Genomic DNA, 25526 nt, shown 5'->3' on the forward strand with positions numbered 1-25526 from the left:
GTAAGGGAGTCGATCAGTATCTTGGAGAATATCGCAGAGATCCGGCCCAACCTTCTGCCTAAATGGATACTGGTACGAATGAAGAAATTTGACGAATCCGGCCAACTTAAAGACCTGGTAGAATAACATGGAACTCGTACTCACAAGACGCTGGAAAGCGACTAGGTCGACTTTAGGCACGTTAAAAGTTGATGGTGAACCGCACCAATTTATTTTGGAAGACCTCGATCGAAGTCTGGACGCATCCTGGCCATTAGAGAAAATCAAAGAAACAAAGGTCTACGGCCAAACGGCCATTCCAACCGGCCGATATCAGGTTGTAATTACTTACTCTGCCAGGTTCAAACGGCAGCTTCCCATTTTGATTGGGGTACCAGGTTACAGCGGGATCCGGATCCACCCAGGGAACCGTCATAATAATACCGAGGGCTGTTTGCTCCCAGGTACGCACTACGGACGTGAAGATGGCCAATATATCGTCATGCAAAGCCGAATAGCCAGCGATCGTCTGCAGAATAGAATTGCTGCAGCTTTGGCAAGGGGGGAGCAGGTATGGGTGACGGTGGAGAGACAGTACTAGGTCAAAAGGCCTGATATTTCGATCGGGCCTTTTGCCGCAGGGTATGCCTTAAGGCATTAACTACCTTTGAGGAGGGTTAGGAGGCTTCTTTTAAGGCCGCCCAATTTTTCATGGTTTTGATCAGGCGCTTCTCTCGAACACGACCATAATTTTTGAGATATTTTGTGCTGGTCAGACCGAGGCATGCAGCAACATCGTCCTGGGTCATCATCATCTCATTAAGTGCAATATCACAAAAAGTTTTACGGGCAATCTTAGTTGTGAGCCTTAAGGGGATCCCCACATACATTGCAATCAACTTCAGGGTGGTATTCCGCTTTTGATTCGATTTTGTGGGAAGCTCCTTCAACGAATTATTATACAATTTCAGGATATTCACGGCGGGTTCCAACAACATAATAGAAAATGGTTTTTTGGTTTTCTTACGCCTTCCACGCAAAAAAAGACAGCCAGAGTAAGGTTCAATATTGAACTCCTTACTCGAATAATCACAATGATGCATACCGGTGAAGCAGTTAAATACAAACGCATTCCGCTCATGAGACAGCATTTGAGCGGTCTGCTCTGTGATCAGTCCACGTTTCTCCAATTCATAAAAGTCGAAGGAGTATAGTTTTTCAAGTTGCAAAATACTGAGGTGGGTGGTATCAATAAAATCCTCGGACTCAGCTGTCCCAGGCATATCATCGTCGAAACATTCTAAATGGGGACACATACCCGTTTTCTTACCCCATTTAAAGGTCTGTTTGGCAAAGGCTACCACCTTTCGCCCCATGCGTACCCCACATCTATTGTTCTCGATCAGAAAGCCATACAACTCAAAAAGGAAACCTGCGGGAATTTGCGTAGGTCTTATGATTCCAGCTTGAGCGCAATAAGCTTTGATATGCCGTGAATAGTTAAGGTTTACGTCATTGGTGCTGTCTGTCAAACCTCCCTGCTGGACCAGTCGCTCGCGAAATTCAAAAAAACGGGAAAAGATCTCGTCGATACTGTACACAAACTTCCGCTTCTGAAGGAAATATTCCTTAACGAGTTTGGGAGTTACGTAATCATATCGTGTGAGCAATAGATCATAGACCCTGGAGAGTGAAGTTCGCTGATCAAGCAGCTTTCGATTGGCCGCTTCATAATTAAAGCACGTGCTCCTAAAACTTTGCCCATGGGCATCCCATTCCGATTTTCGACATTTTAATTGGGTCGATCCAATTTCTAGTTCCAAGCCTTCAATCACAATTCGACATTGAATGGAACCTTGAGGGTTTCCCAGGTCGGAATTCTTAGATTCCGACTTTCGGAACCAGAACAAAATTTTCATGTTAGGGATAATTAACACTATTGGTTGTTTTTGGGTTACTTGGCAAAATCGCCGTAACCGGCAAAAATTGACGTAACCCAAGGCGTAACCTGTGTGATATTTAACTAAAATTTAGTCAAAAAAATAAGAGGATCAATCGGTTACGATTGATCCTCTTAATGAAGATTTTGGCATTTTAGGCCATTCGCAGAGAGGAAGAGATTCGAACTCTCGATGCAGTTACCCACATACACACTTTCCAGGCGTGCTCCTTCAACCACTCGGACACCTCTCTAATTGTGATCAGGGTGCAAATATAGAATTTTATCTCGACTAGGCAATAAAAAATTGCGGAATACCTAGATTTCTAGCGGAGGACTCATCTCTCCACGCAACGAATGCGACAGCAAATGGGTGGTATCGACCTTACCAGACTTGCCAAAAACGTACATCATTTTGGTGATGGCGGCTTCGGCGGTGATGTCTTCGCCACTGATCACCCCCATTTCCTGCATACGCCGGCTGGTTTGGTAACGTCCTAACGACACCCTCCCCCCATCGCACTGGGAGACGTTGAAAACGACGATCCCCCTATTCATGGCCGCTTCGAGTTCGTGCAGGAACCAATCTTCGGTGGTAGCGTTCCCTGCTCCAAAAGTCTCCAAAACGATGCCACGTAGGCCGGGGATATGGCATAGCGACTTCACTACTGGAGGGGTAATTCCCGGAAACAGCTTTAAAAAAGCTACGTTAGGGTCTAGGTGTTGCTGCACAGACAAGCGAGCGCCAGGATTTACTGGCATCATAAAGGGCAGGTTATAGTCGATGCTCACGCCTGCTTTGGCCAAATACGGATAATTTTCGGAATGAAAGGCATCAAAATCGGAGCTCTCTTGCTTCTTGGACCTGTTGCCTCGCAACAGGAAGGAATTAAAATAAACACATACCTCGGTGATCATGGGCCCACCGCTGCTGTTGCGTGCCGAGGCGATTTCTAGAGCAGTGAGGATGTTCTCCCGAGCGTCGGAACGGGCGACCCCGATGGGCAGCTGTGCTCCAGTGAGGATAACGGGTTTCTGTAGGCCTTCCAAAAGAAAACTTAGTGCCGAGGCGGTATAGGCCATGGTGTCGGTGCCATGAAGTACCACGAAGCTATCATAATGCGCATACTGGCTGTCTATGATGTTGGCGAGCTCTATCCATACCTCCGGCGTGATATTGGAAGAGTCGATCGGTTCTTTGAGGGAAAGAAATGTAATCTCTTGATTCAATCGACATATTTCGGGCACTTTGTCGATCAGTTGCTCGAAGTCGAAAGGTACTAGCTGTCCTTTACGGCTTTCGAACACCATACCCAAGGTACCTCCGGTGTAGATCACCAGCACCGATCCGCCTGACTGGTTGGGTGCTTCGGTATTTATTTTTATCGTTGCGTATTCCATATTCTGTGAGGATAGAAATCATTTGAATTATTGCCAGTCCGGCCCTAACATGGCCCGGGCCGTGGTGGTAGTCGTGGCGATTACCTCCTCCACCCTCCGCTGTTGGAGGTCGGCCACCCTAGTGGCCACCAGACTAGTATAGGCTACTTCATTGCGTTTGCCACGGTAAGGAACGGGGACCAGATAGGGGCAGTCGGTCTCGAGTACCAAATGTTCCAGATCCACGTGGGGTATCACCTTGTCGAGTCCGCCATTTTTAAAGGTGGCTACGCCGCCAATACCGAGTTTGAAGCCCAGTTCAATGGCCTTTTGCGCCTCTTCCAAAGTGCCTGTAAAACAATGAAAGATACCAGTAAGACGGGCGTCGCCAAACTTTTCGATCAGCGCCACTGTTTCCCAAAACGCATTACGGCTATGGATGTCTATCCACAAATTGTTTCGTACTGCCAGCTGGCATTGATGGAGAAAGGCTTCTTCCTGCTGTTCCCGGTAGGTTTTGTCCCAGTGCAAGTCCATCCCTATTTCGCCTATGGCCATAAACTTTTCTCTAGAGAGCCAGTCCTCCATGACCTGGAGTTCCTTTTCGAAGTCGGCCTTTACATAACAAGGGTGAAGCCCTATCATGGGCAAACATTGACGGGGATAGGCCTTCGCCATCTGCATCATCGCCGGGATAGTCTCACTGTCGCAGTTGGGCATCCAAATCTGTTCTATTCCTGCTTGCCAGGCCCTTTCCAACATGGCCTCTCGATCGTCGGCAAAGTCGTCGCTATATATATGTGCGTGGGTATCTATCATGATTAATTATCGTATCAATTATTTAAAATTTGAGTGGGGGTCAAGCAAATTCCCTCCCTTTCCAAGCGATGGTGTCGGACCTGAAATAATACAGAACCATCAGACTTAGGCTGATCAGGGAATAGCCCCAGAAAAAGGGGACAAGGCGTACCAGGTCCATTTGGCGCATTCGAAAAACCCCTACAGCTGCAAAACTAGTAAAGATTGTATAATGCAACAGAAAAAACAGCCCGCCTACTATGGGCGTCACCAGCGCCCATAGCAGCAACACAGGGAAAGAAAGTGCTACTACCAGTATGGTGGCTTGGAGGAGCCACGAAGCGTCCTTCACCCCGCGTATCCAACGGATACGCTGGCGTTTCCATTCCAGAAAGGAGGCTGGTGGGATAGAAGACGAGAGGATCGACGGCTGAAAAAGCATGCTAAAGCCGAAACCCCGGTCGACGATGGCCCTAAAAAGGGCATAATCCTCGACTACCGAAAAGCCTATCCGATCATAGCCGCCGACCGACTCATAGGCTCTCCTACTTACGCCCATATTATTGCCCAGGCCGGTGATGGCCACGCCACATAAGGCTGCCAGGTGCATCACAAAGAGGGCAAATAACCATTCTAGAGACAGAAAATCGACTAGGAAATTCCCTTTTTTCATTCGGGTTACCCCTACCACCACCCCCGCTTGAGGGCTAAAGCCAGCTAGCATGGCCTGGCACCAGCCGGGCTGTACGGCGATATCGGCATCGCAGAACAAAAAGTACTCCCCTTGGGCTTGCTGTGCCAGCTGAGCCAGCACATTGGCCTTGCCTTCCAAACTGGGTAGGGCCTGATCGATGCGAAAATATTTGAATTGCGCTTTGTCGCGGATAAAGGCCTTGGTGATAGCGGCTGTAGCATCACTAGAGGCGTCGTCGCCTATACATATCTCCAAGCGGTGCGTAGGATAGTCGAGGGCATCGAGGGCCTGTAAACAACGCAGCATATTGTCCTCTTCGTTGCGGGCTGCCAGAAGTATGCTCACCTTGACGCTTTCCATATTATGAGGCGTTCATGGGAATGGCTTCGAAGCGGTATCCCTTTTCCGAAAAATGGTCTAAATAAGCCGGCAAGGCATGTTGCATATTCCTTGAAGCCTTAATACTATCATGAAACAATACGATAGAGCCTTTTTTGGTATGCCGAATCGACTTCTCCAAACATTGCTGAGGACTTACGTTCGGCGAGAAGTCGCCGCTGAGCACATCCCACATTATAATGCGTTTATGCGTTAGGCTATCGGCTTGGCTACCCTTGATACGCCCATAAGGCGGGCGAAACAAGGAGGTGGTGGCTGGAAGCAAATCGTCGCAGAGGGCTACGTTGTCGAGATAGGCTTGCTTTTCATTTTTCCATCCATTCAAGTGGTTGTAGGTATGATTTCCTACGGAGTGCCCTTGGTCGAGTAGTTTCTGAAATACCTGAGGGTGTTTCCGTACATTATCCCCTATACAAAAAAACGTTGCTTTGGCTCGATATCCCTCGAGGGTGTCCAGTACAAATTCGGTAATATCGGGTATGGGACCGTCGTCGAAAGTCAGATAGATAATCTTCTCCGAGGTAGGAATATGCCAGGTATAGCCCGAGAAATAGGCTTTCAACCAAAAGGGAGAATAATGTAAAAACATAATTGCTATATGAAGTCAAGATGCCCTAGTGGCATCTTCAAAACCGTTTTTGATGGTCAAAGTTAGCAATTATTGTAGAGCCACTGAGTGAAACCCGTATTAAATAGAAGGAAGTCCTGGCTCGGAAGCAAAAAATGGGATCTCCTTTTCAGAAGATCCCATTTTTAATTTATTTATTCTTTAGTCTTATGCGTGAGCAAAAGCGGGGCTCAACATAGATACGGCTTTCGCTTCTAGGAAAGATTCTCCCATCAGATATTCGTCTACGGCACGAGCAGCCTCTCTACCTTCACTAATGGCCCATACTACCAATGATTGTCCACGGCGACAGTCTCCTGCAGCAAAAACTTTTTCGTTGGTAGTGGACTGGTACAAGTGGGTCTTGATATTGCCACGCTCGTCGTAGGCGAGCCCTAAGTCGTTAAGCAATCCCTCTTGCTGAGGGTGTAAGAAACCTGCGGCCAAAAATGCCAGATCACAAGGGATGGTTCGTTCACTTCCTACCACTTCCCTCATTTGCAAGCGGCCCGTTTCTGGGTCTTTTTGCCAATCTAGGTCCACGATCCGTAGTTCTTTCAGATTACCCTCTTCATCGCCTACAAATTCCTTGGTATTGATAGACCAATGCCGATCGGCACCTTCCTCGTGTGAGGTAGAGGTACGCAGCATCATTGGCCAGTTGGGCCAAGGGGTGCTGGCATCACGCTCCTTAGGCGGGATGGGCATCAGTTCGATCTGGGTTACCGACTTAGCGCCATGACGCCCCGAAGTACCTACACAGTCCGATCCGGTATCTCCACCACCGATCACGACCACATGTTTATCGGTGGCCAATATTTGACCATTCACATAGTCCATTCCACGGTGATCGACTACGGGCTCTATACCGGCCACGCGTTTATTTTGCTGACTCAGGAACTCCATAGCGAAATGTACCCCTTTGAGGTTCCGGCCTTCTATTTTCAAGTCGCGAGGGACGGTCGACCCCATCGTCAATACCACGGCGTCAAACTCATTAAGCAGCTCGTCGGCTTTCAGGTCTACCCCTACGTTGACATTGGTACGGAACTCGATGCCCTCTTCTTTCATCACCTCGAGGCGACGGTCTATCACTCTTTTGTCGAGCTTAAAATCGGGGATACCATAGCGCAACAAGCCACCGATCTGGTCGGCACGCTCGATGAGTGTAACGGTATGTCCCGCCTGATTCAGCTGGCTAGAGGCTGCCAGACCGGCAGGCCCTGAGCCTACCACGGCGATCTTCTTGCCGGTACGCTTTTGGGGGATACGAGGCTTCACCAAGTTCAGCTCAAAGGCCTTTTCGATGATCGACTTTTCGATAAACTCTATCGCTACGGCAGGTTTATTGATGCCCAATACGCAAGCAGCCTCACAGGGTGCCGGGCAGATACGCCCCGTAAATTCGGGGAAGTTGTTGGTCGATATCAGAATATCATAGGCCATCTCCCAGTTTTCGTCGTAGACGGCATCGTTAAATTCTGGAATAATATTGCCCAGTGGGCAGCCATTATGACAAAAAGGAATCCCACAGTCCATACAACGTGCAGCCTGCTGTTTCGAGCCGGCATCCGTTGGTGCCGCTTCTATTTCCTTGTAGTCCTTCAAACGTTCATCGACAGGACGTTTCTTGGGTAACTCCCTTTCAAACTCTAAAAATCCGGTTGGTTTTCCCATTATATTGTTTTGCTATAAATTCGTAAAAAATTGAAAAGTTGATCTGGGCCTACAAGTGGGGTACATCCACGACGATATCCTGGTATACCACATTTTTGTCGGCAATCTGCTGGGCAAGAGACACTCCCCTACTATCCAACGCATTCTTAAAGTCGGTGGGCAGCACTTTAACGAAATGCTTCACAGACTCTTCCCAGTTTTGGATCAACTGGAAGGCTACGTTACTAGTAGTATATTGGAAATGCTTGTCAAGATACTCTCTTAAAATCCCCTGATCTTCTTCATTCAATTCATTGAGTGTTACCATTTCCGTATTGACTTTGTCTTGGAAAGTGCCTGCAGCATCCCATACATAGGCTACTCCACCCGACATCCCCGCGGCGAAGTTCTGGCCTGACTCTCCGATGATTACCGCCAAGCCTCCAGTCATATATTCGCAACCGTGGTCACCTACACCTTCTACCACGACCCGCGCACCGGAGTTACGCACGCAGAAGCGCTCTCCTGCAGTACCCCTAATGAAGGCATCGCCCGAAGTGGCACCATAAAAGGCCACGTTACCAACGATGATGTTCTCTTCAGGGTTAAACTTAGAGTCTCTGTCTGGGTATACGATCAGCTCGGCACCACAAAGGCCTTTTCCGAAGTAATCGTTCGCATCACCTTCCAGCTCCAGCCTTAGTCCGGCGGTGTTGAAGGCTCCAAAGCTTTGGCCGGCAGTACCTCTAAACTTAAAGTGGATATTGCCTGCTGGCAGGCCGGCTCCGCCATGTTTCTTCGATATTTCGTTAGAAAGCATGGTACCAACTGAACGGTTCAGGTTGTTGATCACATATTCCTGATACACCTCTTCCTTGTTTTCTAGCGCTGGCGCTGCAGCTTCAATAAGCACCCGGTCGATGATGGTATCGATACCATGATCCTGCTCCTGCTGTTTGTATTGAGCCACCGACAAGTCATTAGATTTGTATAGGATGGCGTCGAAGTTCAGATTTTTATATTTCCAGTGCTTAATATCGTTCCGTAGTTCCAGATACTGAGCCTGACCTACCATTTCGTTGACGGTCCGGAACCCTAGCTGGGCCATAATTTCACGAAGCTCTTCGGCCATAAACCGGAACATATTCACCACATGTTCTGGTTTCCCCGAAAATAGGGCTCTCAGTTCTTTCCGCTGAGTAGCTACCCCTACTGGGCAGGTATTGAGGTGACATTTACGCATCATGATACAGCCTGCTGCTACCAGTGCAGCGGTGGCCACGCCCCATTCTTCGGCCCCCAACATGGCGGCTATGGCCAGGTCACGACCCGTACGAAGCTGTCCGTCGGCTTGCACCGTCACTCGGCCTCTCAACTTATTGCGCACCAAAGTCTGATGGGTTTCAGCGAGTCCAAGCTCCCAAGGCAATCCGGCATGGCGGATAGAACTTAACGGCGAGGCTCCAGTACCACCGTCATAGCCCGAAATAAGGATATGGTCGGCATGGGCCTTGGCCACCCCAGAGGCGATAGTACCTACTCCGGCTTCCGATACCAACTTCACGCTGATACGTGCATCTCTGTTGGCATTCTTCAAATCGAAGATTAGCTGGGCCAAATCTTCGATAGAATAAATATCATGGTGAGGAGGAGGCGAAATAAGGCCTACTCCAGGAGTCGAGTGGCGGGTCCTACCGATCCAGTCGTCGACTTTGGCACCCGGTAGCTGTCCACCTTCCCCAGGCTTAGCTCCCTGAGCCGTTTTAATTTGTAATTCATTGGCATTGCTCAGGTAATGACTCGTCACCCCGAAACGTCCCGAAGCCACCTGCTTGATCTTGGAGATCATCTGGTCGCCGTTAGGTAGCGTCTTATAGCGTAGCTCGTCCTCTCCCCCTTCTCCAGAGTTGGACTTACCGCCTATGCGGTTCATGGCAATGGCCAAGGTAGTATGTGCTTCCCAAGAGATAGACCCGAAGGACATCGCTCCCGTGGCAAAGCGTTTAAATATATTTTCTACAGGCTCTACTTCCGATAATGGAATGGAGCTGCCTTTCTTGAATCGTAGCAATCCACGCAAGGTTAGGGCCTTGTGGGTTTGATCGTCTATCAGCTTAGAGTATTTCTTAAACTGCTCATAATTATCGGTCCGGGTAGACTGTTGCAATAAATGCACCGTCTGAGGGTTGAAAATATGCGCCTCACCTCGTTGTTTCCATTGGTAAAAACCTCCCACTTCCAGTTTTGGATGCTTGTCAGCAGTTTTGTGGTAAGCGACCTTATGGCGTACCAGTATTTCGCGGGCGATCTCATTGAGCCCCATTCCGCTAATCCTAGAGATGGTACCTGTAAAGTAGCGATCGACAACGTCCTTGTTAAGACCTACGCATTCGAATATCTGGGCTCCCTGATACGACTGCAAGGTAGAGATCCCCATTTTCGAGAATATCTTCAGAAGTTCCTTGTTAACCGCCTTAATATAATTGTAGTGTAGTTTTTCGTCGGTAAAGGTACCATCGATCAGCCCCTTCTTGTTCATATAGCTAAGGGTTTCCAAAGCCATGTACGGGCACACGCCAGCGGCACCATAGCCGATCAGCGCTGCCAGATGGTGTGTTTCCCACACATCACCGGCCTCTACCAATATCCCAATTTTCCCTCTTAGTCCCTCACGTATCAAATGGTGGTGAACAGCGGCCGTAGCCAGCAACGATGGAATGGGGGCATGGTCGGAGTCGATAGAACGGTCGGAAAGGATGACGATTTCGAAACCATCTTCAATGGCGTCGACGGCATACCTACAAATACGCTCCAGAGCACGCTCCAGGGCCTCGCCTCCTTGGTCGGCACGGAAGAAAGTGTTCACCGTTTTTGCCTGAAAACCATCCTTGTCTACGAAACGTAGTTTATCAAACTCATGGACGGTCAGTACCGGCTGTGGCAAGGAGATCTGCCGACAGTGGCGGGGAGATTCCTTCAAGATATTATCGGTGGCTCCCACAAAGGAAATCAACGACATAATGGAGCGTTCCCGTATGGAGTCGATGGGTGGGTTGGTTACCTGAGCAAATAGTTGCTTAAAGTAGCTCGCCAGATGTTGGCTCTGGTCGGAAAGAACTGCCAAAGGCACGTCGGTCCCCATGGAGCCGATCGCCTCTACGCCCGTTTGCGACATAGGTGCCAATATCATCCGAAGATCTTCGGAGGTATAGCCAAAAGCCACCTGTCTCTTCACGAGAGCGTCTTCAGTATATGGACGATAGGTCCGGATTGGAGCATCGAGCTCCTCTAATTTCAATTTATTTTCGTCCAACCACTGCTGGTAGGGCTGTGCCGAGCAAATAGACGCTTTCACTTCTTCGTCGGGGATAATCCGACCTTGCTCCATATCGACTACGAACATACGGCCAGGCTGCAAGCGCCCTTTGGTAACGACTCTAGACTGGTCTACATCTAAAACTCCCGCTTCTGAGGCCATAATAATGGTGTCGTCGTCAAGAACCCAGTACCGCGAAGGACGTAAGCCATTGCGATCGAGGGTAGCACCTACCATTTTCCCGTCGGTAAACGAAATAGAGGCTGGACCATCCCATGGCTCCATAATGGCGGCATGGTATTCGTAAAAAGCCTTCCTTTCGGGGCTCATTTGCTCGTTGCCATCCCAAGCTTCTGGTACGAGCATCATCATCACATGAGGCAAGGAGCGCCCCGACAAGTGAAGTAGTTCGATGGCATTGTCTAAGTTGGCGGAGTCGGAATGATTGCGGTCGCAGATCGGCAGCAACATATCCATCTCTTCCTTGGTAAAGAACTCCGAAGAAAACGATGTTTGACCAGCGCGAATCCAGTTCACATTCCCCTTAACGGTGTTGATCTCCCCATTATGGGCGATGTACCGGAAAGGCTGAGCGAGCTCCCACGAAGGGAATGTATTGGTAGAGAAACGCGAGTGAACGACGGCCAATGCCGATACCACTGCCTCATTCTCTAAATCAGGGAAATAATATTTCAGTTGAGCAGTAGTCAACTGGCCTTTATAGGAAATCGTCCGGCACGAGAGTGAAGAAAAATAGAAGCCACCATTAATACCCTTTACGGTATCATTGATCAACCTTGCCGATACCTGACGTAAAACGTATAATTTTCTTTCAAACAGTAGATCGTCAACAATTTCTTCTGAAGTCTTCAAAAACACCTGCTCCACATAAGGTTCTACAGACAGAGAGCCCTCCCCTAGGGTTTCGTTGTAGGTGGGCACCTTCCGATACCCTAGCAATTGCAAGCCCAGTTTCTTAAGCTTACGGTTCAGAATGTCCCGACACTCTTCCCTGGTCTTTTCGTCCTGAGGGAAGAAGATCATTCCTACTCCATATTGCCCTGCATGGGGCAACTGAAAGCCTAATTTCAGACATTCATCTGCAAAAAACTCATGAGGTATCTGGATCAGGATCCCTGCTCCATCTCCTGTGTTAGGATCAAAACCGGTAGCTCCCCTATGTTCCATTCGCTCCAACATATGGATAGCATCAGCCACAATTTGATGTGACTTACGACCCTTAATGTTGGCGCGGAAACCTATTCCACACGCATCGTGCTCAAATTCAGGGCGGTAGAGCCCTTGATTTTCTACCATTGGTTCAGACATTTGCGACATATATCGAAGATTGTAGAGTAATTATAAAATCCTTGTATGGAATTTTTATAAATAAGCCTTTTGAAAAAATTGTAATACCCACCACTGATTACATATTGGGTAAAGTCTCGCAATTTAATCATAAAAAATATTTGGCGGAATAGTGATATGACAAAATTTTATTCCAACACCCTTAATTGGTCATAATTTCACACTTTTTCTGAAAATACTGATAATTTATCAATAATTTCGGCGATAAAATGAAAAATTGGCAACCGTGCCAATCCCTTACCAACTAAGGATATAAGGCTATTTTCAAGATGAAAACAAATAGGTAAGATACTACAAAATTTATTTTATTCCAAGTTTAAATTCTACAGTAGGCCAGTAAGCCAGGGAGAAATCCTTCAATAATGGCTAAAATAGAGCGGGCGCCTGCCTCGATGACCCGGTGTATGGTGCAGTGGCCACTGGAGCTTGAAACGAAGTAGGAGTATACGTATTCAAAAAAATAAAGTGCCACACCGAAGCGTGGCACTTTAAGGGGGCAAGGATACTTAACAACCCAGGATATGCCCGTCTCCTATCCTTATGATACCGTCTGAATTAGGGCTCCGAAGATTCGTTAACGCTATTATAGTCATCGTCATCGTAGTCATCGTCACCGGCACCGAACTCATTCTCCAAACTATGCATAAATACGGCATCTATCGCTTCTTCTTTGGTAGGTAGTATGGTGAGCCCGGGGATGTTCAAGGCCTCAATCATATCCATAAAATCATCGTCTCTGGTCACCAATACCAATAGTCCCAGGTCATTGCCACAGAGCCAGTTGATTTTTTTAATCATAGCAATTCCAGCCGCATCCACCGACTTGGTGATTTCCATATTGACGATCAGATTGTGCAGACCTTCTCGAAAAAGAGTCCGGGCCGTCTGTTCAAATGACCCAGCCACCCCTTCATCAAAGGAAGGCTCTTGCATATCGATATAGGCGTACTGTTCTTTTCTTTCGATTTTATGATTCATTATGATTCGCTTTTATATCACTAAAAAATGTTTAATTAGAGCCAATTAGGCTATGTAGCCAGCAATGGCCTTTTCTATTCGTTCTAATGGGTGGTCCAAATTGTTTTTCTGGAATGTATTTCCAGTAACCTTTTCAAAGAGCTCGATATACCGATCCGAGATCTCCTGAACCTTTTCATCGCTCATCTCAGGAACTTGCTGTCCATCTTTCCCTTGGAAACCATTTTCGATAAGCCATTCCCTAACAAACTCCTTGGAGAGTTGACGTTGAGGAAGCATTTTCTGTTGATTGTCGTCGTATCCTTCCGAGTAAAAATAACGAGACGAATCAGGAGTATGAATCTCATCGATCAGGTAGATCACCCCATCCAACTTCCCAAACTCATACTTAGTATCTACGAGGATGAGTCCTTGTTCGGCGGCCATTTCGGTTCCAACCGCAAATAATGCAAGGGCATAACGCTCCAGGTGCTCGTAGTCATCGAGGGCTATCAACCCCTGTTCCAATATTTGCTCACGCGAAATATCCTCGTCATGCCCCTCATGCGCCTTGGTAGTAGGGGTGATAATGGGAGCCGGCAGCTTGTCGTTTTCCTTAAGTCCTTCGGGAAGTGGCACTCCACAGAGCATTCTTCTTCCGGCAGCATATTCCCGCCAGGCGTGGCCCACCAAATATCCACGTACTACCATTTCCACTGGAAATGCCTGGCAGTTGATCCCCACGCTGACATTCGGATCGGGCACCTCTTGGAGCCAGTTTGGAACGATATCTCTGGTGGCGTTTAGGAAATGTGCGGCAATCTGGTTGAGCACTTGTCCTTTATAGGGGATGGCCCGGGGCAGTATGACGTCGAAGGCTGAAATACGGTCGGTAGCAACCATCACCAGTCGCTCTCCAAAAGCGTACACATCCCTTACCTTACCCTTATAAAAACTGGTCTGACCAGGAAATTGAAAATTTGTTTCGGCTATACTTTTCATCTATGTTCGTTAATTACCATTCTATTTTTTTATTGTCTTTGTTCTGGTCGGCATATTGCGCCCTTCTTAGCTGATAAATATACTGGGACTCATTGGTTTTCATCGCATCCAAAATCGCGCGTGCCTGGTCCTCGGTCATATTAATGGATTTAAGACTCTTTAACAATTGCTCTTTTTTGTTTTGGTGCGACATTTCTTGCTCCCACTGGGGTATACTATCGGGCAGAACCGTATTGTTTTTAAGGGTTTCTACCTGGCTTTTCTGTTTCCGGACTTGGCTTACCTTATCGGGTGTTCCCGCATAGCGTGCCTTCAGAAACATATAATTGGCCTTGGCATTTTTGTTGGCCGGGTCCAATACAATCGCCGCCTTAAAAGACTCCAATGCCGCAGAAGAGTCTGTCTCTAACAAACTAAGCACTCCGAGCTGGCTATTGGCCACCGAAGACAACCGTTCATCCTTTACGCTCTGCAGAAGCTTATATTGACGGATGGCTTTTTTATGCTGGCCATTTTTAAAATACGCATGGGCCAAATTTAACCGAGCCGATGGGCTGGAAAATATAGTCCCATACAGGATTTGTTCATATAGGTTAGCCGACGACTCATAATTTTTGTTCATAAAAGCCTCTTCGGCCATCACCTTTTGTTGGTTGGTTCTGGAAACCGAATCAAAAGATCGGTGGTCCCATACCCACAGCAATACATACAAAAATAAGGTAGTCATACTTACGCATTCACTTTGGCCACAAAAATAAGCATTGATCCTTACAACCTAAATGTCCCAATGGTAATTAACACGTCCATCAGTAGCAAAATAAGGGCTGCCCCCAAAAAATAATAGTATTTATTAGTATCGACCATCATGGTACGGGTATTCACAAACGACCCGGTGGTCGATTTAACGAGCTGAGACATAGTCTCCATGTCATTTTTCACATTATTTAGCGAAAAATACTGCCCTTTTAATTGGGTGCTTATATTTTGCAAAAATTTCTCATCCAGTTTCGCCACTACCAATTCCCCATCTTCGGTACGAAGCAAACCGTCGGCCGTTTTGATACTGGCTCCCGTAGCGGTGCCCACCCCCACTACATTTACTGTAACACCATAGCGTCTTAGGTTATTGAACACCCCACCCCCACAATAACTGGTATGATCCCCATCACTAAAAATCACCATCATTTTCGAACGTTCTTCGGGGCTCTCATTTTGTGACATTTTATCGAAAGCGAGCTCCAATGCCGAACAAACATTGGACCCTTGTCCAGGTACCAAGTCGGTTTGTAAGGACTGGATAAAAGTCTTAAGGGCATCCGAATCGTAGGTGAGAGGAACTTGCACATAGGCCTCGTTGGAGAAAACGATGATACTTATGCGACTGGCAGCTTGGGTGGCCACAAAACGGCTCAACTCAAATTTCACCTTTTCGAGCCTGCTCGGTGTGACGTCGCCCGCCTGCATAGACAGAGATAAGTCTACCAAAACATAGATGTCTTTCCCGATTCCCTTTACCTCCTTTTGAGAGTCCCCAAAAGAAGGCCCCAGCAGACTTACCAAGAGCAAGCCAAATGTTAGGGTACGTAAAATCACTTTTACGATCAGCGACCTAGCGGTGCTTTTTAGTTGATGCGCGATGCGAACCGTCCGTAAAATATACACCACATAGAGTGCGACGAAGAAAAAAATAAAAAAATATTCGGTGGTACCCGGCAAGTAATTCCAGTTCATAATGAACGCATTGTGTATTTTATTTAGGCCAAAAATAGGCATTAAACGATTCTATTGAATATTTTTTTTCTGATTTGTTTGCTTTATTAAATTTCAACCTGCTATATTTGCAACCCAGAACGCAAAGACGGAGGGATGGGTGAGTGGCTGAAACCAGTAGTTTGCTAAACTGCCGTACTCGCAAGGGTACCGCGGGTTCGAATCCCGCTTCCTCTACACGTTTTCTGTACCGGTCCTAGATAGCGATTTAGGTACTTATTTTTCGGGGAGTGGCGCAGCCCGGTAGCGCATCTGGTTTGGGACCAGAGGGTCGCAGGTTCGAATCCTGTCTCCCCGACCATTAGAATAGGCAGATAGCCGTATGCAGTATGATCTGCAATCTGCTGGCTGCCTATTTTTTTGTAAGGTCCCGTAGCTCAGCTGGATAGAGCAACTGCCTTCTAAGCAGTAGGTCTTTGGTTCGAATCCAAACGGGATCACTTGAAAATAAAGCACTTAGAGACTTTTCTAAGTGCTTTATTTTTTTCTTCACACACAATTTGCCCACAATTACGATTTACGGTTATTTTATGGGATCAAGGCAAAAATGTTGGCAAGATAGAAGTAAATTTCAAGGTTTGTACGACTTTGGTTCGACTGCCCTGCAGTCGGAAATTCATCGGTTTTCGGTTTTGCTACAAACGTTAGATGCCGATGGCATCTTTTCCGCAATATTTTCAAAATATTCAATTTGAATTAAAATCCATTGCAACATTATCCCAGCGGGATAAAATGTTTATAGAAATACAAACAATGATTCGTCTAGGACGATGCCGTAGGTATCGAACATCTCAGTTATTTGCTTAACCCATGTTACTCCACAACATTTAGTTTTGATCCGGTTACTGCAGAACGGGATCAATTGCTGGGGACTGCAAAAAAATGTTTCTTTTCGCTATTCAGACTCTTCAGACTGTATGCCTAATTCTATCAGATTAAGCCCCCATAAAAAATGGTTTGATCCCCGAAAGCCAATAGCCGATAACTGACAGCCGAAAGCCACCATACATTCCTTATATGACCGTTCAATAAAAATCCCCAAAGAAACAAGCTATAAAGTTCCATAACCGAATATTACTTAATAACTTATAGTCAGTTAAACTGACTAATCTTGGTGTACCATGGGGCATATTAACTGCATACCGATCGTCGTTTCGTTGTTCCTGCTTCCTATTTGGGTCAATGCACAGGTTTTTCGGGAAGAAAACATCGTAGAAGTAGACCCCATCATGGGCCTCCCCGACAGATCCTTACCCTTCGACCAGCCTTTTATTCTTAAAATACCGACCTCTTCGAGCAAAGTAATAGGCGTTTCCTATTTGAAGCATGTACGACAGCTCGATTTTGGTGCATCCTACCAGCATAGGTATCAAAAAGCCAGCCCACAGAATCGACAATCTAAAATAAAAGGACTGGAAAGCCTTGAGCCTTCCGACTATGAGGTCAAGACCATTGGCAAACAAAACTACCTGTTAATTAGCGTCCGCAACCCTATTTTACTAGATCCAGGAAGCACCTATACGTTTTTCTGGGCCGAAGATGTCTCCCCAAAAATAATGGGCTTATTCGATTTTTATGAAAACTGGAAGATCAACCACGACAGTGTTGGTATTGACAAAGCCCGCAAGGAGTACCAAAAGATAGGGGATCAGATAGAGGCCAAATTCTCCATGCCCTTAAACTGGCCCAATGAGCAGGAAGACATTAGGCAATTGACGCGAATAGCCATGGTTTTCGAAGACGGCAAATTGGGCTTGTATCGGGATTATGCGGCTTTGCGGTCGAAAAATAGGCAGTTGAATGATAAAATTTCTACCCAAACCGTACTTCATAACGACCCTTCTACGGGCTATCTTTTACAACTCATTAAAGCAATCAACCAAAAAGGCCCCCATTTTGACACTGAATTACGTGCCAAGTTTCTGACCGATGAAAGCCTGGCGATAAAACGGCTGTTAAGGCTTCATCAGGTATTCAGTCGGGATGCTTCCCAACGGTTAGGGCTAATGGATGGCACTATTCCCATCGACTGTGAAAGCTGCACCGTTACTCCACCCCAAAGCTACTCCGACAGAGCCGCGAACTTAACCGAGAGTATCGAGGCATTGGATGAACTCGCCTGGATGGCTAAGACACTAAATGTATCCGGACCAACGGACCTCAGTCAAAGTATTGCCCTGATCACCTCCCTAAAAACGGTCTTGGAACAAAACCATGAGGAGTTAACTCCGTTGCTAGCCATACGAGCGAACATAGAAAACAAAATCTACTATCAGGCCTTATCCAACCTCACTTATCTGGGTACCAGTACTTTTATTTATAGCTTCGACACCCGAACTAAGCTGAGTATCACGCCAGACTTTGGCCTGGTTAGCTCCCGCCTATCCGACAAGGGCAACAACCCCTACCCTTTCGTCCCGTATCTGGGCTTCCATATCAACTTCCGGCCCATCAACCGGGATTTGAGCTGGAAATCGTACAAACATAAATGGGGCCATTACTGTTCGCTGATGGTTGGCTACAGCATGGTGCCGCTGGCATCGGGCCCACTCCACGGACCATCCGTAGCGGCCGATTCACTGTCTGGCTTTTTTAAGGACAACTCAACCCTGCTTACAGGCTTAGGCTTCAGGCTCGGCAACGTAATCCGCATCACGGGAGGGAGCATGTGGCACTTCAAAACTACCTCCAACAGTCAACAGGTATACGACCAAAGAAAGTTAAGATCCTGGCTTTTCCTTGGCGTTTCGCTGGATTTGAGCCTAAAAAGCCTTATGAATGGACTATCGGACGCTTTGAAAGGAACCCGGCCCAGGTACCAACCTCCCATGCCCGCTGCAGCCTCCATAGCGGTATCTGAAGAGTAAAACCAACCCCAAACGACCATGAGCAAAAAAAAGAAACCCAAACCGGAGCTAATAAAGTCGCAGCTCACCGATAATGTGCATTCGATCAAGGATGCATTTATCGACAATGTCAATGAGGTCCTTGCTGGCCTGGATACGGACACCGACACCCCCTTGAAGCTCAGCCTGGTCCTCAATACCAAAGGCGTACAGTCGCAAACTACGCTGACTTACGGGCGAAATAAGGAAGGAAAATGTGGTTTCTGGCCCAAAGAACAATGGGTAGGCGCATGCCTCCCTCCCGAGTAGGCGCTCACTCTTCCTGAGTCGGCAATGAAAACAGCAGATGACCAATCGCCCCATTCCAGGCCATTTTTAAGCGATCCACACGCGACTTTTCTTTTATGATTACCGGCTTTTCTGGCACATCGGCCTTTTCTTCATCGGGAAAGAACCCTGCTAGGACTCTGGTAATAGCCCCTAACAAATACGAACATATCGCTATATTGAGCACATAGTTGATGGCCGGATGATAGATAACCGGTAGGGAGCTGGCAATATGGTAAGAGAATAGTCCTAGTAGTGAAAGGAATAGAAGAATCCCGAATAGCACCAAGACATAGGTAAGGCCATTTTCTTTTTTGAGCGAATACGCTACTATCACGTACACGAAGACGGCAATGCCATAGAGGATAAACCAAAAGCCAGACGTTATGACAGTCAGCAGCTTACTGCACGAAACGTGGCTGGTAGGTGGCGAATTAAGGCCTGGATCTTCAAGACTGAGATTCAGCATCACAATCTCTTTTTTGATCATCTCGTTCACAACCGAATCTTTAATAGCCGATTTGTCGGTGGTAGCAGCAAATGCATATAAGGTATTGAGCCGCTGATGAACCTCATCTTTTCTGAAATTTTCGGTGAGTTTCAACCGCTGATCGACGAAGAACAAGGCCACTATGAAAAGCAACAACGTGGTGATTTTATCGGAAACCTGGGATATCCCACTAAAACTTTGAAATAACGTAACCAGTGATTGCATGGTTTACATCTCTTTTAAAAATTCCTGAATATCGAAGGGTGTTGATGAATTCACAACTGTTTTGAGCGACTTAACGAGTCCTGCTCGCACTTCTTTCGAGAGCTTGACCTCTATTGCAGAGGCATCCAATCCCTGTTCCTGCATCTGTTTGGTAAGCAGGTCTATTATTTTTTTGATAATATCTCCCAAATCGGCCTTCTTAATAGCAGAATGAGGAGTCGATACTTTAAAGTTTAGTTTCGAAGGCGTAATATGTAGGTCTTTAGGCCCTAGCCCTTCCACCGACGATTCGGATGGTGGAGGAATAAAAATATCCTTAAATGCGGCTTCCCTACTGATCCCCTCCAAGGCGTTGGTGGAGTCCCCCAATCCCTTTAACTTGATATCGACAGACCATTGGCCGGTATTTACCTTTGTCATACGATAGAATGGTTACGGTTAATGACCACACCAAATTAACATAATTAATTAGATATCAACCCATAAGAAAAGAATAGTTAGTTAACGGTGGCCTATTACTAACTTGCTCTTCGTTAACAATCTGGCGCTGGCCTATAGGAATTAGTAAGCATGGGCCATTACCTCCTGGCAAACTTCATAAACAAATCGGGCAGGGCGTCGGGCTGTCCCTGAGGGAGGGCAAAATAGAAAAATCTGTCGATTGTAAGCCCCGTGACATCGACAATGGTACATTCATTATTCTCTAATTCTTTGATCACCGAATGAACCGACAAAAAGGCCATACTGTCGGAATGTAACATATAGAGCTTCATACTCTCGCTACTGCCCAGCTGCATGTCATGGTGTAAATCGGCGATGCTCAGTCCTATGTCTTTGAGGGCACGGGCTATCACTTCCAGGGTTCCCGATCCCGGCTCACGCAAGAGGAGTGGGATGTTTTTTAATTGATCGGGGCTAATTTCCCCGGTTTTGGCAAGGGGATTGTGCGTACGAGATACCAGGACGATTTCATCCTTTAAAAATTCGGTATACCGGATCGTGTTATTTTTAGAATAGCCTTCAATGAGTGCCAAATCTATCTCCTTCTGCTGCAAGGCCGATTCTATATCTTCCGAATTTCGGATCATGAGGGTCACCTCTATTTCAGAATACTGCCTACGGAAAGCGGCCAAAATAGGGGGCAAAATATACTGGGCCACTGTGGTGCTGGCTCCAAGGCGTAGCTTACCACTATGCCTTTCATTCAGGCCGTTAATCTCGAACTCCAGATTACGATACAACTCAAAGATGGCGTCGGAATATCGGAGCAACAATTCTCCAGCAGCAGTAAGCTTCAAATGAGGGCCGCTCCTATCAAAGAGTTTGGTTTTTAGCTGAGCCTCCAGCTCATGTACATGGCGGGTAATGGCGGGTTGCGATATAAATAGTTCTTCGGCAGCCCGGGTAAAATTAAGTCTTTTGGCTGCCGTATGAAAAACTTGTAGTCTGAAGTCGAATATCATTCTTAATATAGATGAAGGGAAACAGCCTGGGCTTTAGGCCGGAGCTAACCAGAATATCTGGGGTTATTTTACTTCAATATAAGCATATAAAGGTCAATTTCTAATGATTGGCTAGCTTAGGAATATAAATATGAAATTCGGCCCCCTCTCCCAATTGGCTCTGGGCACGGACGTGCCCATCATGGTTGTCTACAATTTTCTTTACAATCGCCAGCCCAATACCCGTTCCATAATATTGGCTGTTAGGGTGAAGGCGTTGGAAAACTTCGAAAATACGATTACTAAATTCTGGCTCGAACCCGATCCCATTATCCTTGATACAGATATGTACGTAGTCGCAGGAGGGCAAAAGCGCCGAGTCGTTTATTTCCAAATAGGGCAGCTCCTCACTGAGTATATGAATGACAGGAGCTTGGTCGGCTTTACAGAACTTAAGGGCGTTGCTTAATATATTATGGAGCAACTGCTTAAATTGGAACACGATAACCTCCATGGAACTAGCGCCAGTCACAACCAACGCTGCCCCTTTTTGGACGATCTCTTCTTTTAGTTCGTTTTCTACTTCCTGTACAAGGTCGTTAAAAATGATAGACTCAAATACCCTTTCTTCCCTATTGGTTCTGGAATAGGACAGCAGATCTTGGATGAGTGTTTGCATTCTATGAGCCGCTCCTTCTATTCGTTGGAAGGCATTTTGACCCCTGACCGACAGCCTGTCGAACTCTCTTTCTCTAAGTTGCGAGGCAAAGGCTTGAATTTTGCGCAGGGGCTCTTGTAAATCGTGACTCGAAATATAGGCAAAGGACTGAAGTTCGGCATTAATTCGTTCCAGCTCACGATTTTTGGATTGAAGTTCCATGGTCCTATCGGCGACTTGTTTTTCTAGTTCTGCCGAAAAGGCCTTTTGATCGTGAATATCCATACAGGCTCCAATAAAGCCTTGAAAGATCCCATCGGCCGTAAAACGCGGGACGCCATTATCAGAAATCCATCGATAATCGCCATCGTGACGCTTGAGTCGGAATTCTACATAAAAAGCCTGTTTTTTATCGAAAGCATTCTGATAGGTATCCAGCAAATGTGCCAAGTCGTAAGGGTGGACCCCGTCTTCCCATCCGCTGCCCAGTTCTTGTTCGGGGCTTCGGCCTGTAAAGTTAAACCATGCCTTGTTAAAGAATATGGACTCCCGGTTGGCCCCCGTCATCCAGATCAAAGCCGGAGCACTATCGGCCACCTGTCGAAAGCGCTGTTCGCTCTCTTCGATTTTCTTGCGGGCCTCTACGCGCTCGGTCACATCCTTAACGGTAATCATAATCCCCGAAACGGTCTTATTGGCGGCCAGTAGGGGCATATACTCATAATCGAGATAGAACTTTTTTGTCCCATCGTCCCCCGAAACATAGGCCAGGGATTCTATTTCCTGATGCCGTTCACCTGTTTGGTATACCCTATTTAGTATCTCCGGATATTTTTGCTGTTCCAATTCTGGAAATATTTCCAGCAAATGCTGTCCCAAAACCTGTTGTTCGGTACGGCGCCAAATATTGGAGAACATAGCCCTGTTCGCCATCTCGATTTGGAATTTTTCACCCCGAACGATCGTCATGGGAATAGGTGAATCCATGACCAAGTCTCTAAACTTTTTCTCACTTTCTAATATAAAATGCTTCGCTTTTACATAGTCCGTCACCTCGGTAGCAGTGGCAATAAGTCCGGATATAGAACCATCTTCCTCAAATAGAGGATGATACGAGAAATTAAAATAACATATACTACGAATCCCATTCCGGATCAGGGGAATGGCGTAATCAACCCCTTGATAAGGAACGCCTGTATTGTACACGGTTTCAAAAAGCCCTTCTACTGACTCTTTCACTTCGGGCAGGGCGTCAAAAATAGGCCTACCGACAAATTCGGCTTCCGATTTCTCAATGATATTCAGATAGGCGTCATTGGCCATCTCAACGATATACTCAGGACCTCGTAATATTGTAATCGCAATAGGGGCCTGTCGGACGGTAGCTCTAAATCGTTTTTCGCTCTCCTGATATTGTGCGCCCGACACCTTCTGAAGCTGGCATAAAAGACCACCGATACCTCCCGACTCCCCCCGTATGGGGCCGGCAAGCAGTTCATAGGCAGACACTTCCAAAATCGGGCTTTCTAACAGATATGGACTAGGAGCCTTATTTCCTGCATATAGGCTATCGAGATAGGGCTTTAAGCTGGACCATTGGGTAAAGAAAACCCTGTCGATAGATTCGCCTAAAGCGGCTTCTGCATCTCCGGTGCCAAATATATCCCAAAAAACATCATTAAATAAAAGCCCGTATTTCGGCCCCCACGCTATGCACATGGGCACGGGACTCTCCAATAGGGTGATGGCGACCTGAAATAAGGAAGGATCCCAACCATCGGGATTACCCAATAATGTCGAACTCCAATCCTTAGCGAGAAAAGTTTTCCCCAATTCCCCGGTTTCCTTCAAAAACTGGAATCTTTTGCCTAATAACTCCATGAAACGGAATGTTATAAAAATATTCAAAAATAAGCACCAATAGACCTATGAATGAATGTATTACAAAGAGGAAAGCATGGGCAAATAGTCCCTAAAGCATTACAGACAACCAGATTACTTCTATGGCTACATGACCAATATTAACAAGACTATGCCAAAGCAATACCGGCCATTCCACAATGTGGAATGGCCGGTATTGCTTTTTTACGCTTATTTGTTATCAGCGTCCCGTCATGGCTGCGCTGTTAGGATTCTCCGAAGGCATGCGGGCACCCGTTTCCTTACGCCAGTCGTCGAGGAGTTTGAGCAATTCTTGAACTTTCTCGGGGTTTGAAGCGGCAAGGTTATTGTTTTCTCCCAAATCATTTTTAAGATTATACAGTTCCATTTCCCTGCCCTTTTCGAACCATTGGATAAGCTTCCAATCGCCTAGGCGTACCGAAGAGCCAGGGGAGCTACCTTGGTTGCCATAATGGGGATAATGCCAAAATACGGCTCCCCTATCCATTTTTTCGCCTTGAAGCAATGGTACCATGCTTTTGCCGTCGACATGCTGCTCTGGCAGCAGAGGCAAGCCAGCCATTTCTAATAAGGTAGGATAAAAGTCGGTACTTACTACATACTGATCGGTCTGTATACCGGCTTTGGTAACCCCCGGCCAAAAGATAACCATGGGCTCCCTTACGCCTCCTTCGTATAACCAGCCTTTACCAGCCTTAAGGGGCAGGTTGGACGTAGGGTGTCCTTCTGAAGTAGACAAACCCCCGTTGTCGGACATAAAGACGACAATCGTGTTCTGATCCAAGTTCTTTTCTTTAAGTGTTTTCAGGACCTTTCCCACGGCGTTGTCCATCGACTCCACCATGGCACCATATACGGGCAGGCATTGATTAAGGCGCACCTTATTATTCCCTTGTTTGCCCCAGGCATCATCCAAGGCCAACCGTTTCTTTTTCTCGGTATATTTGTCTATCAAATCCTGCGGAGCTCCCAAGGGGGTATGCACGGAATAAAACGACAGATAGGCTAAGAAAGGCTTATTGCCGGCCTGTTCAATAAATGAAATCGTTTCGTCTGCGAGGCGATTGGTCAAGTTCTCATTAGGCGGCCCATCCTGCAATTTTGGGTTATTATAGGGAGTAAAATAATGATTGCCACGAGGAGAGCCTGCGTGGTACCCTCCTTTATTGATGTCGAATCCCTGATCTTCGGGATAGTAACCTTCATCGCCCAGGTGCCATTTGCCAGCAAAGAAAGTGCTGTAACCATTAGCCTTAAAAGTTTCGGCTAGGGTTTGTTCTTCGAGGGCCATAAATTCGTTATAAGGAGCCGGCAATAATGGCTTATCCTTGGTCCAATGCTTCCCTACGGTTTCGGGCTGTGGAGCTCCAAACCAGTCGGTGGTACTCGTACGTGCCGGATATTTTCCGGTCAGAATACTCGCTCGAGTCGGTGAGCATACAGGACATGCCGCATAGGCGCTTGTAAACTTCATCCCTTTTTTAGTAAGGGCATCTACATTGGGCGTTTCGTAGAAGCTACTACCAAATTCACCAATGTCGGTCCAGCCGAGATCGTCCACCAAAATAAAGAGGATATTGGGCTTTGAGGCAGTACCCTTTTTCTTCATCCCCCCACAGGCAGTTACTACCAAGGCCAGGATAACGATACCCCAATTAAGTCTTACTTTCATTATAATCTTGTTTATACTTAGAAACATTATTTCTCAATACCTGCTTTTGAACGTACGAGGTCCATGGGCAGGCAAAGGACTATCCTTATAATTTTTACT

19 protein-coding genes and 4 tRNA genes are annotated in these 25526 nt (G+C 46.7%); 6 read left to right on the top strand and 17 right to left on the bottom strand.

Annotation, left to right across the window (positions count from 1 at the left end; translation table 11 throughout):
• Nucleotides 1-127: 127 nt before the first annotated feature.
• The gene (locus tag CLV98_RS21320; protein ID WP_109677841.1) at nucleotides 128-580 is read left to right on the top strand and encodes a DUF5675 family protein; all 453 of its coding nucleotides are present in this window, start codon (nucleotides 128-130) and stop codon (nucleotides 578-580) included.
• 76 nt (nucleotides 581-656) lie between these two features.
• Here CLV98_RS21320 and CLV98_RS21325 read toward each other — a convergent pair whose 3' ends face one another.
• The 12 genes from CLV98_RS21325 to CLV98_RS21380 all read right to left on the bottom strand — a co-directional run bounded on the left by CLV98_RS21325 (nucleotide 657) and on the right by CLV98_RS21380 (nucleotide 15826).
• Nucleotides 657-1898, bottom strand: a complete 1242-nt coding sequence (locus CLV98_RS21325; RefSeq protein WP_109677843.1) for a site-specific integrase — start codon at nucleotides 1896-1898, stop codon at nucleotides 657-659.
• 187 nt (nucleotides 1899-2085) lie between these two features.
• Nucleotides 2086-2172 (bottom strand) — tRNA-Ser (locus CLV98_RS21330).
• A gap of 64 nt (nucleotides 2173-2236) precedes the next feature.
• A complete protein-coding gene (locus tag CLV98_RS21335; protein ID WP_109677845.1) occupies nucleotides 2237-3319 on the bottom strand; it encodes an asparaginase in 1083 nt (360 codons plus the stop codon).
• 27 nt (nucleotides 3320-3346) lie between these two features.
• On the bottom strand, nucleotides 3347-4117 hold the full coding sequence (locus CLV98_RS21340) for a TatD family hydrolase (protein WP_109677847.1): 771 nt from the start codon (nucleotides 4115-4117) through the stop codon (nucleotides 3347-3349).
• 40 nt (nucleotides 4118-4157) lie between these two features.
• Nucleotides 4158-5150, bottom strand: coding sequence for a glycosyltransferase (locus tag CLV98_RS21345; RefSeq protein ID WP_109677849.1), 993 nt, complete (start codon nucleotides 5148-5150; stop codon nucleotides 4158-4160).
• A 1-nt stretch (nucleotide 5151) separates the two neighbouring features.
• Nucleotides 5152-5778: a polysaccharide deacetylase family protein gene (locus CLV98_RS21350; RefSeq protein WP_109677851.1), complete on the bottom strand. Its 627-nt coding sequence runs from the start codon at nucleotides 5776-5778 to the stop codon at nucleotides 5152-5154.
• Nucleotides 5779-5964: 186 nt separating this feature from the next.
• On the bottom strand, nucleotides 5965-7473 hold the full coding sequence (locus CLV98_RS21355; protein WP_109677853.1) for a glutamate synthase subunit beta: 1509 nt from the start codon (nucleotides 7471-7473) through the stop codon (nucleotides 5965-5967).
• A 49-nt stretch (nucleotides 7474-7522) separates the two neighbouring features.
• Nucleotides 7523-12106: a glutamate synthase large subunit gene (gene gltB, locus CLV98_RS21360; RefSeq protein ID WP_109677855.1), complete on the bottom strand. Its 4584-nt coding sequence runs from the start codon at nucleotides 12104-12106 to the stop codon at nucleotides 7523-7525.
• A gap of 585 nt (nucleotides 12107-12691) precedes the next feature.
• The gene (locus CLV98_RS21365; RefSeq protein ID WP_109677857.1) at nucleotides 12692-13114 is read right to left on the bottom strand and encodes an STAS domain-containing protein; all 423 of its coding nucleotides are present in this window, start codon (nucleotides 13112-13114) and stop codon (nucleotides 12692-12694) included.
• A 45-nt stretch (nucleotides 13115-13159) separates the two neighbouring features.
• The gene (locus tag CLV98_RS21370) at nucleotides 13160-14095 is read right to left on the bottom strand and encodes a phosphoribosylaminoimidazolesuccinocarboxamide synthase (RefSeq protein WP_109677859.1); all 936 of its coding nucleotides are present in this window, start codon (nucleotides 14093-14095) and stop codon (nucleotides 13160-13162) included.
• Between the two features lie 13 nt (nucleotides 14096-14108).
• Entirely contained in the window at nucleotides 14109-14822 is a 714-nt protein-coding gene (locus CLV98_RS21375) for a hypothetical protein (RefSeq protein WP_109677861.1), read from the bottom strand.
• Nucleotides 14823-14863: 41 nt separating this feature from the next.
• On the bottom strand, nucleotides 14864-15826 hold the full coding sequence (locus CLV98_RS21380) for a vWA domain-containing protein (RefSeq protein WP_109677936.1): 963 nt from the start codon (nucleotides 15824-15826) through the stop codon (nucleotides 14864-14866).
• 129 nt (nucleotides 15827-15955) lie between these two features.
• On the opposite strand from CLV98_RS21380, the gene CLV98_RS21385 reads away from it, so the two are divergent.
• From CLV98_RS21385 to CLV98_RS21405, 5 genes are all read left to right on the top strand, one after another.
• Nucleotides 15956-16042, top strand: a tRNA-Ser gene (locus tag CLV98_RS21385).
• 47 nt (nucleotides 16043-16089) lie between these two features.
• A tRNA-Pro gene (locus tag CLV98_RS21390) sits at nucleotides 16090-16166 on the top strand.
• Nucleotides 16167-16231: 65 nt separating this feature from the next.
• Nucleotides 16232-16305 (top strand) — tRNA-Arg (locus CLV98_RS21395).
• Between the two features lie 681 nt (nucleotides 16306-16986).
• Nucleotides 16987-18732, top strand: a complete 1746-nt coding sequence (locus CLV98_RS21400; protein WP_109677863.1) for a hypothetical protein — start codon at nucleotides 16987-16989, stop codon at nucleotides 18730-18732.
• A gap of 18 nt (nucleotides 18733-18750) precedes the next feature.
• A complete protein-coding gene (locus tag CLV98_RS21405) occupies nucleotides 18751-19020 on the top strand; it encodes a hypothetical protein (RefSeq protein ID WP_109677865.1) in 270 nt (89 codons plus the stop codon).
• Between the two features lie 4 nt (nucleotides 19021-19024).
• Here the strand turns inward: CLV98_RS21405 and CLV98_RS21410 are convergent, their stop codons facing one another.
• The 5 genes from CLV98_RS21410 to CLV98_RS21430 form a co-directional block, all read right to left on the bottom strand.
• Nucleotides 19025-19753, bottom strand: a complete 729-nt coding sequence (locus CLV98_RS21410) for a hypothetical protein (protein ID WP_109677867.1) — start codon at nucleotides 19751-19753, stop codon at nucleotides 19025-19027.
• A 3-nt stretch (nucleotides 19754-19756) separates the two neighbouring features.
• Nucleotides 19757-20173 carry a hypothetical protein gene (locus CLV98_RS21415; protein WP_109677869.1) on the bottom strand — a complete coding sequence of 139 codons (417 nt, stop codon included), beginning with the start codon at nucleotides 20171-20173 and terminating at the stop codon, nucleotides 19757-19759.
• A 158-nt stretch (nucleotides 20174-20331) separates the two neighbouring features.
• Entirely contained in the window at nucleotides 20332-21216 is an 885-nt protein-coding gene (locus CLV98_RS21420; protein ID WP_211320098.1) for a LysR family transcriptional regulator, read from the bottom strand.
• A gap of 100 nt (nucleotides 21217-21316) precedes the next feature.
• Nucleotides 21317-23734, bottom strand: coding sequence for a PAS domain-containing sensor histidine kinase (locus CLV98_RS21425; protein WP_109677871.1), 2418 nt, complete (start codon nucleotides 23732-23734; stop codon nucleotides 21317-21319).
• A gap of 220 nt (nucleotides 23735-23954) precedes the next feature.
• Nucleotides 23955-25427 (bottom strand): sulfatase, encoded by a 1473-nt coding sequence (locus CLV98_RS21430; RefSeq protein ID WP_229203521.1) that lies wholly within the window; start codon nucleotides 25425-25427, stop codon nucleotides 23955-23957.
• Between the last annotated feature and the right edge of the window lie 99 nt (nucleotides 25428-25526).

Source organism: Dyadobacter jejuensis, from assembly GCF_003149085.1.
Taxonomy (GTDB): Bacteria; Bacteroidota; Bacteroidia; order Cytophagales; family Spirosomataceae; genus Dyadobacter; species Dyadobacter jejuensis.

Coding starts and splice junctions, on each gene's coding strand:
- CLV98_RS21400 (WP_109677863.1), top strand. CDS start 16,987: ATGGGGCATATTAACTGCATACCGATCGTCGTTTCGTTGTTCCTGCTT.
- CLV98_RS21355 (WP_109677853.1), bottom strand. CDS start 7,473: ATGGGAAAACCAACCGGATTTTTAGAGTTTGAAAGGGAGTTACCCAAG.
- CLV98_RS21405 (WP_109677865.1), top strand. CDS start 18,751: ATGAGCAAAAAAAAGAAACCCAAACCGGAGCTAATAAAGTCGCAGCTC.
- CLV98_RS21325 (WP_109677843.1), bottom strand. CDS start 1,898: ATGAAAATTTTGTTCTGGTTCCGAAAGTCGGAATCTAAGAATTCCGAC.
- CLV98_RS21345 (WP_109677849.1), bottom strand. CDS start 5,150: ATGGAAAGCGTCAAGGTGAGCATACTTCTGGCAGCCCGCAACGAAGAG.
- CLV98_RS21365 (WP_109677857.1), bottom strand. CDS start 13,114: ATGAATCATAAAATCGAAAGAAAAGAACAGTACGCCTATATCGATATG.
- CLV98_RS21375 (WP_109677861.1), bottom strand. CDS start 14,822: ATGACTACCTTATTTTTGTATGTATTGCTGTGGGTATGGGACCACCGA.
- CLV98_RS21425 (WP_109677871.1), bottom strand. CDS start 23,734: ATGGAGTTATTAGGCAAAAGATTCCAGTTTTTGAAGGAAACCGGGGAA.
- CLV98_RS21420 (WP_211320098.1), bottom strand. CDS start 21,216: ATGATATTCGACTTCAGACTACAAGTTTTTCATACGGCAGCCAAAAGA.
- CLV98_RS21430 (WP_229203521.1), bottom strand. CDS start 25,427: ATGAAAGTAAGACTTAATTGGGGTATCGTTATCCTGGCCTTGGTAGTA.
- CLV98_RS21350 (WP_109677851.1), bottom strand. CDS start 5,778: ATGTTTTTACATTATTCTCCCTTTTGGTTGAAAGCCTATTTCTCGGGC.
- CLV98_RS21340 (WP_109677847.1), bottom strand. CDS start 4,117: ATGATAGATACCCACGCACATATATATAGCGACGACTTTGCCGACGAT.
- CLV98_RS21410 (WP_109677867.1), bottom strand. CDS start 19,753: ATGCAATCACTGGTTACGTTATTTCAAAGTTTTAGTGGGATATCCCAG.
- CLV98_RS21320 (WP_109677841.1), top strand. CDS start 128: ATGGAACTCGTACTCACAAGACGCTGGAAAGCGACTAGGTCGACTTTA.
- CLV98_RS21380 (WP_109677936.1), bottom strand. CDS start 15,826: ATGAACTGGAATTACTTGCCGGGTACCACCGAATATTTTTTTATTTTT.
- CLV98_RS21370 (WP_109677859.1), bottom strand. CDS start 14,095: ATGAAAAGTATAGCCGAAACAAATTTTCAATTTCCTGGTCAGACCAGT.
- gltB (WP_109677855.1), bottom strand. CDS start 12,106: ATGTCGCAAATGTCTGAACCAATGGTAGAAAATCAAGGGCTCTACCGC.
- CLV98_RS21415 (WP_109677869.1), bottom strand. CDS start 20,173: ATGACAAAGGTAAATACCGGCCAATGGTCTGTCGATATCAAGTTAAAG.
- CLV98_RS21335 (WP_109677845.1), bottom strand. CDS start 3,319: ATGGAATACGCAACGATAAAAATAAATACCGAAGCACCCAACCAGTCA.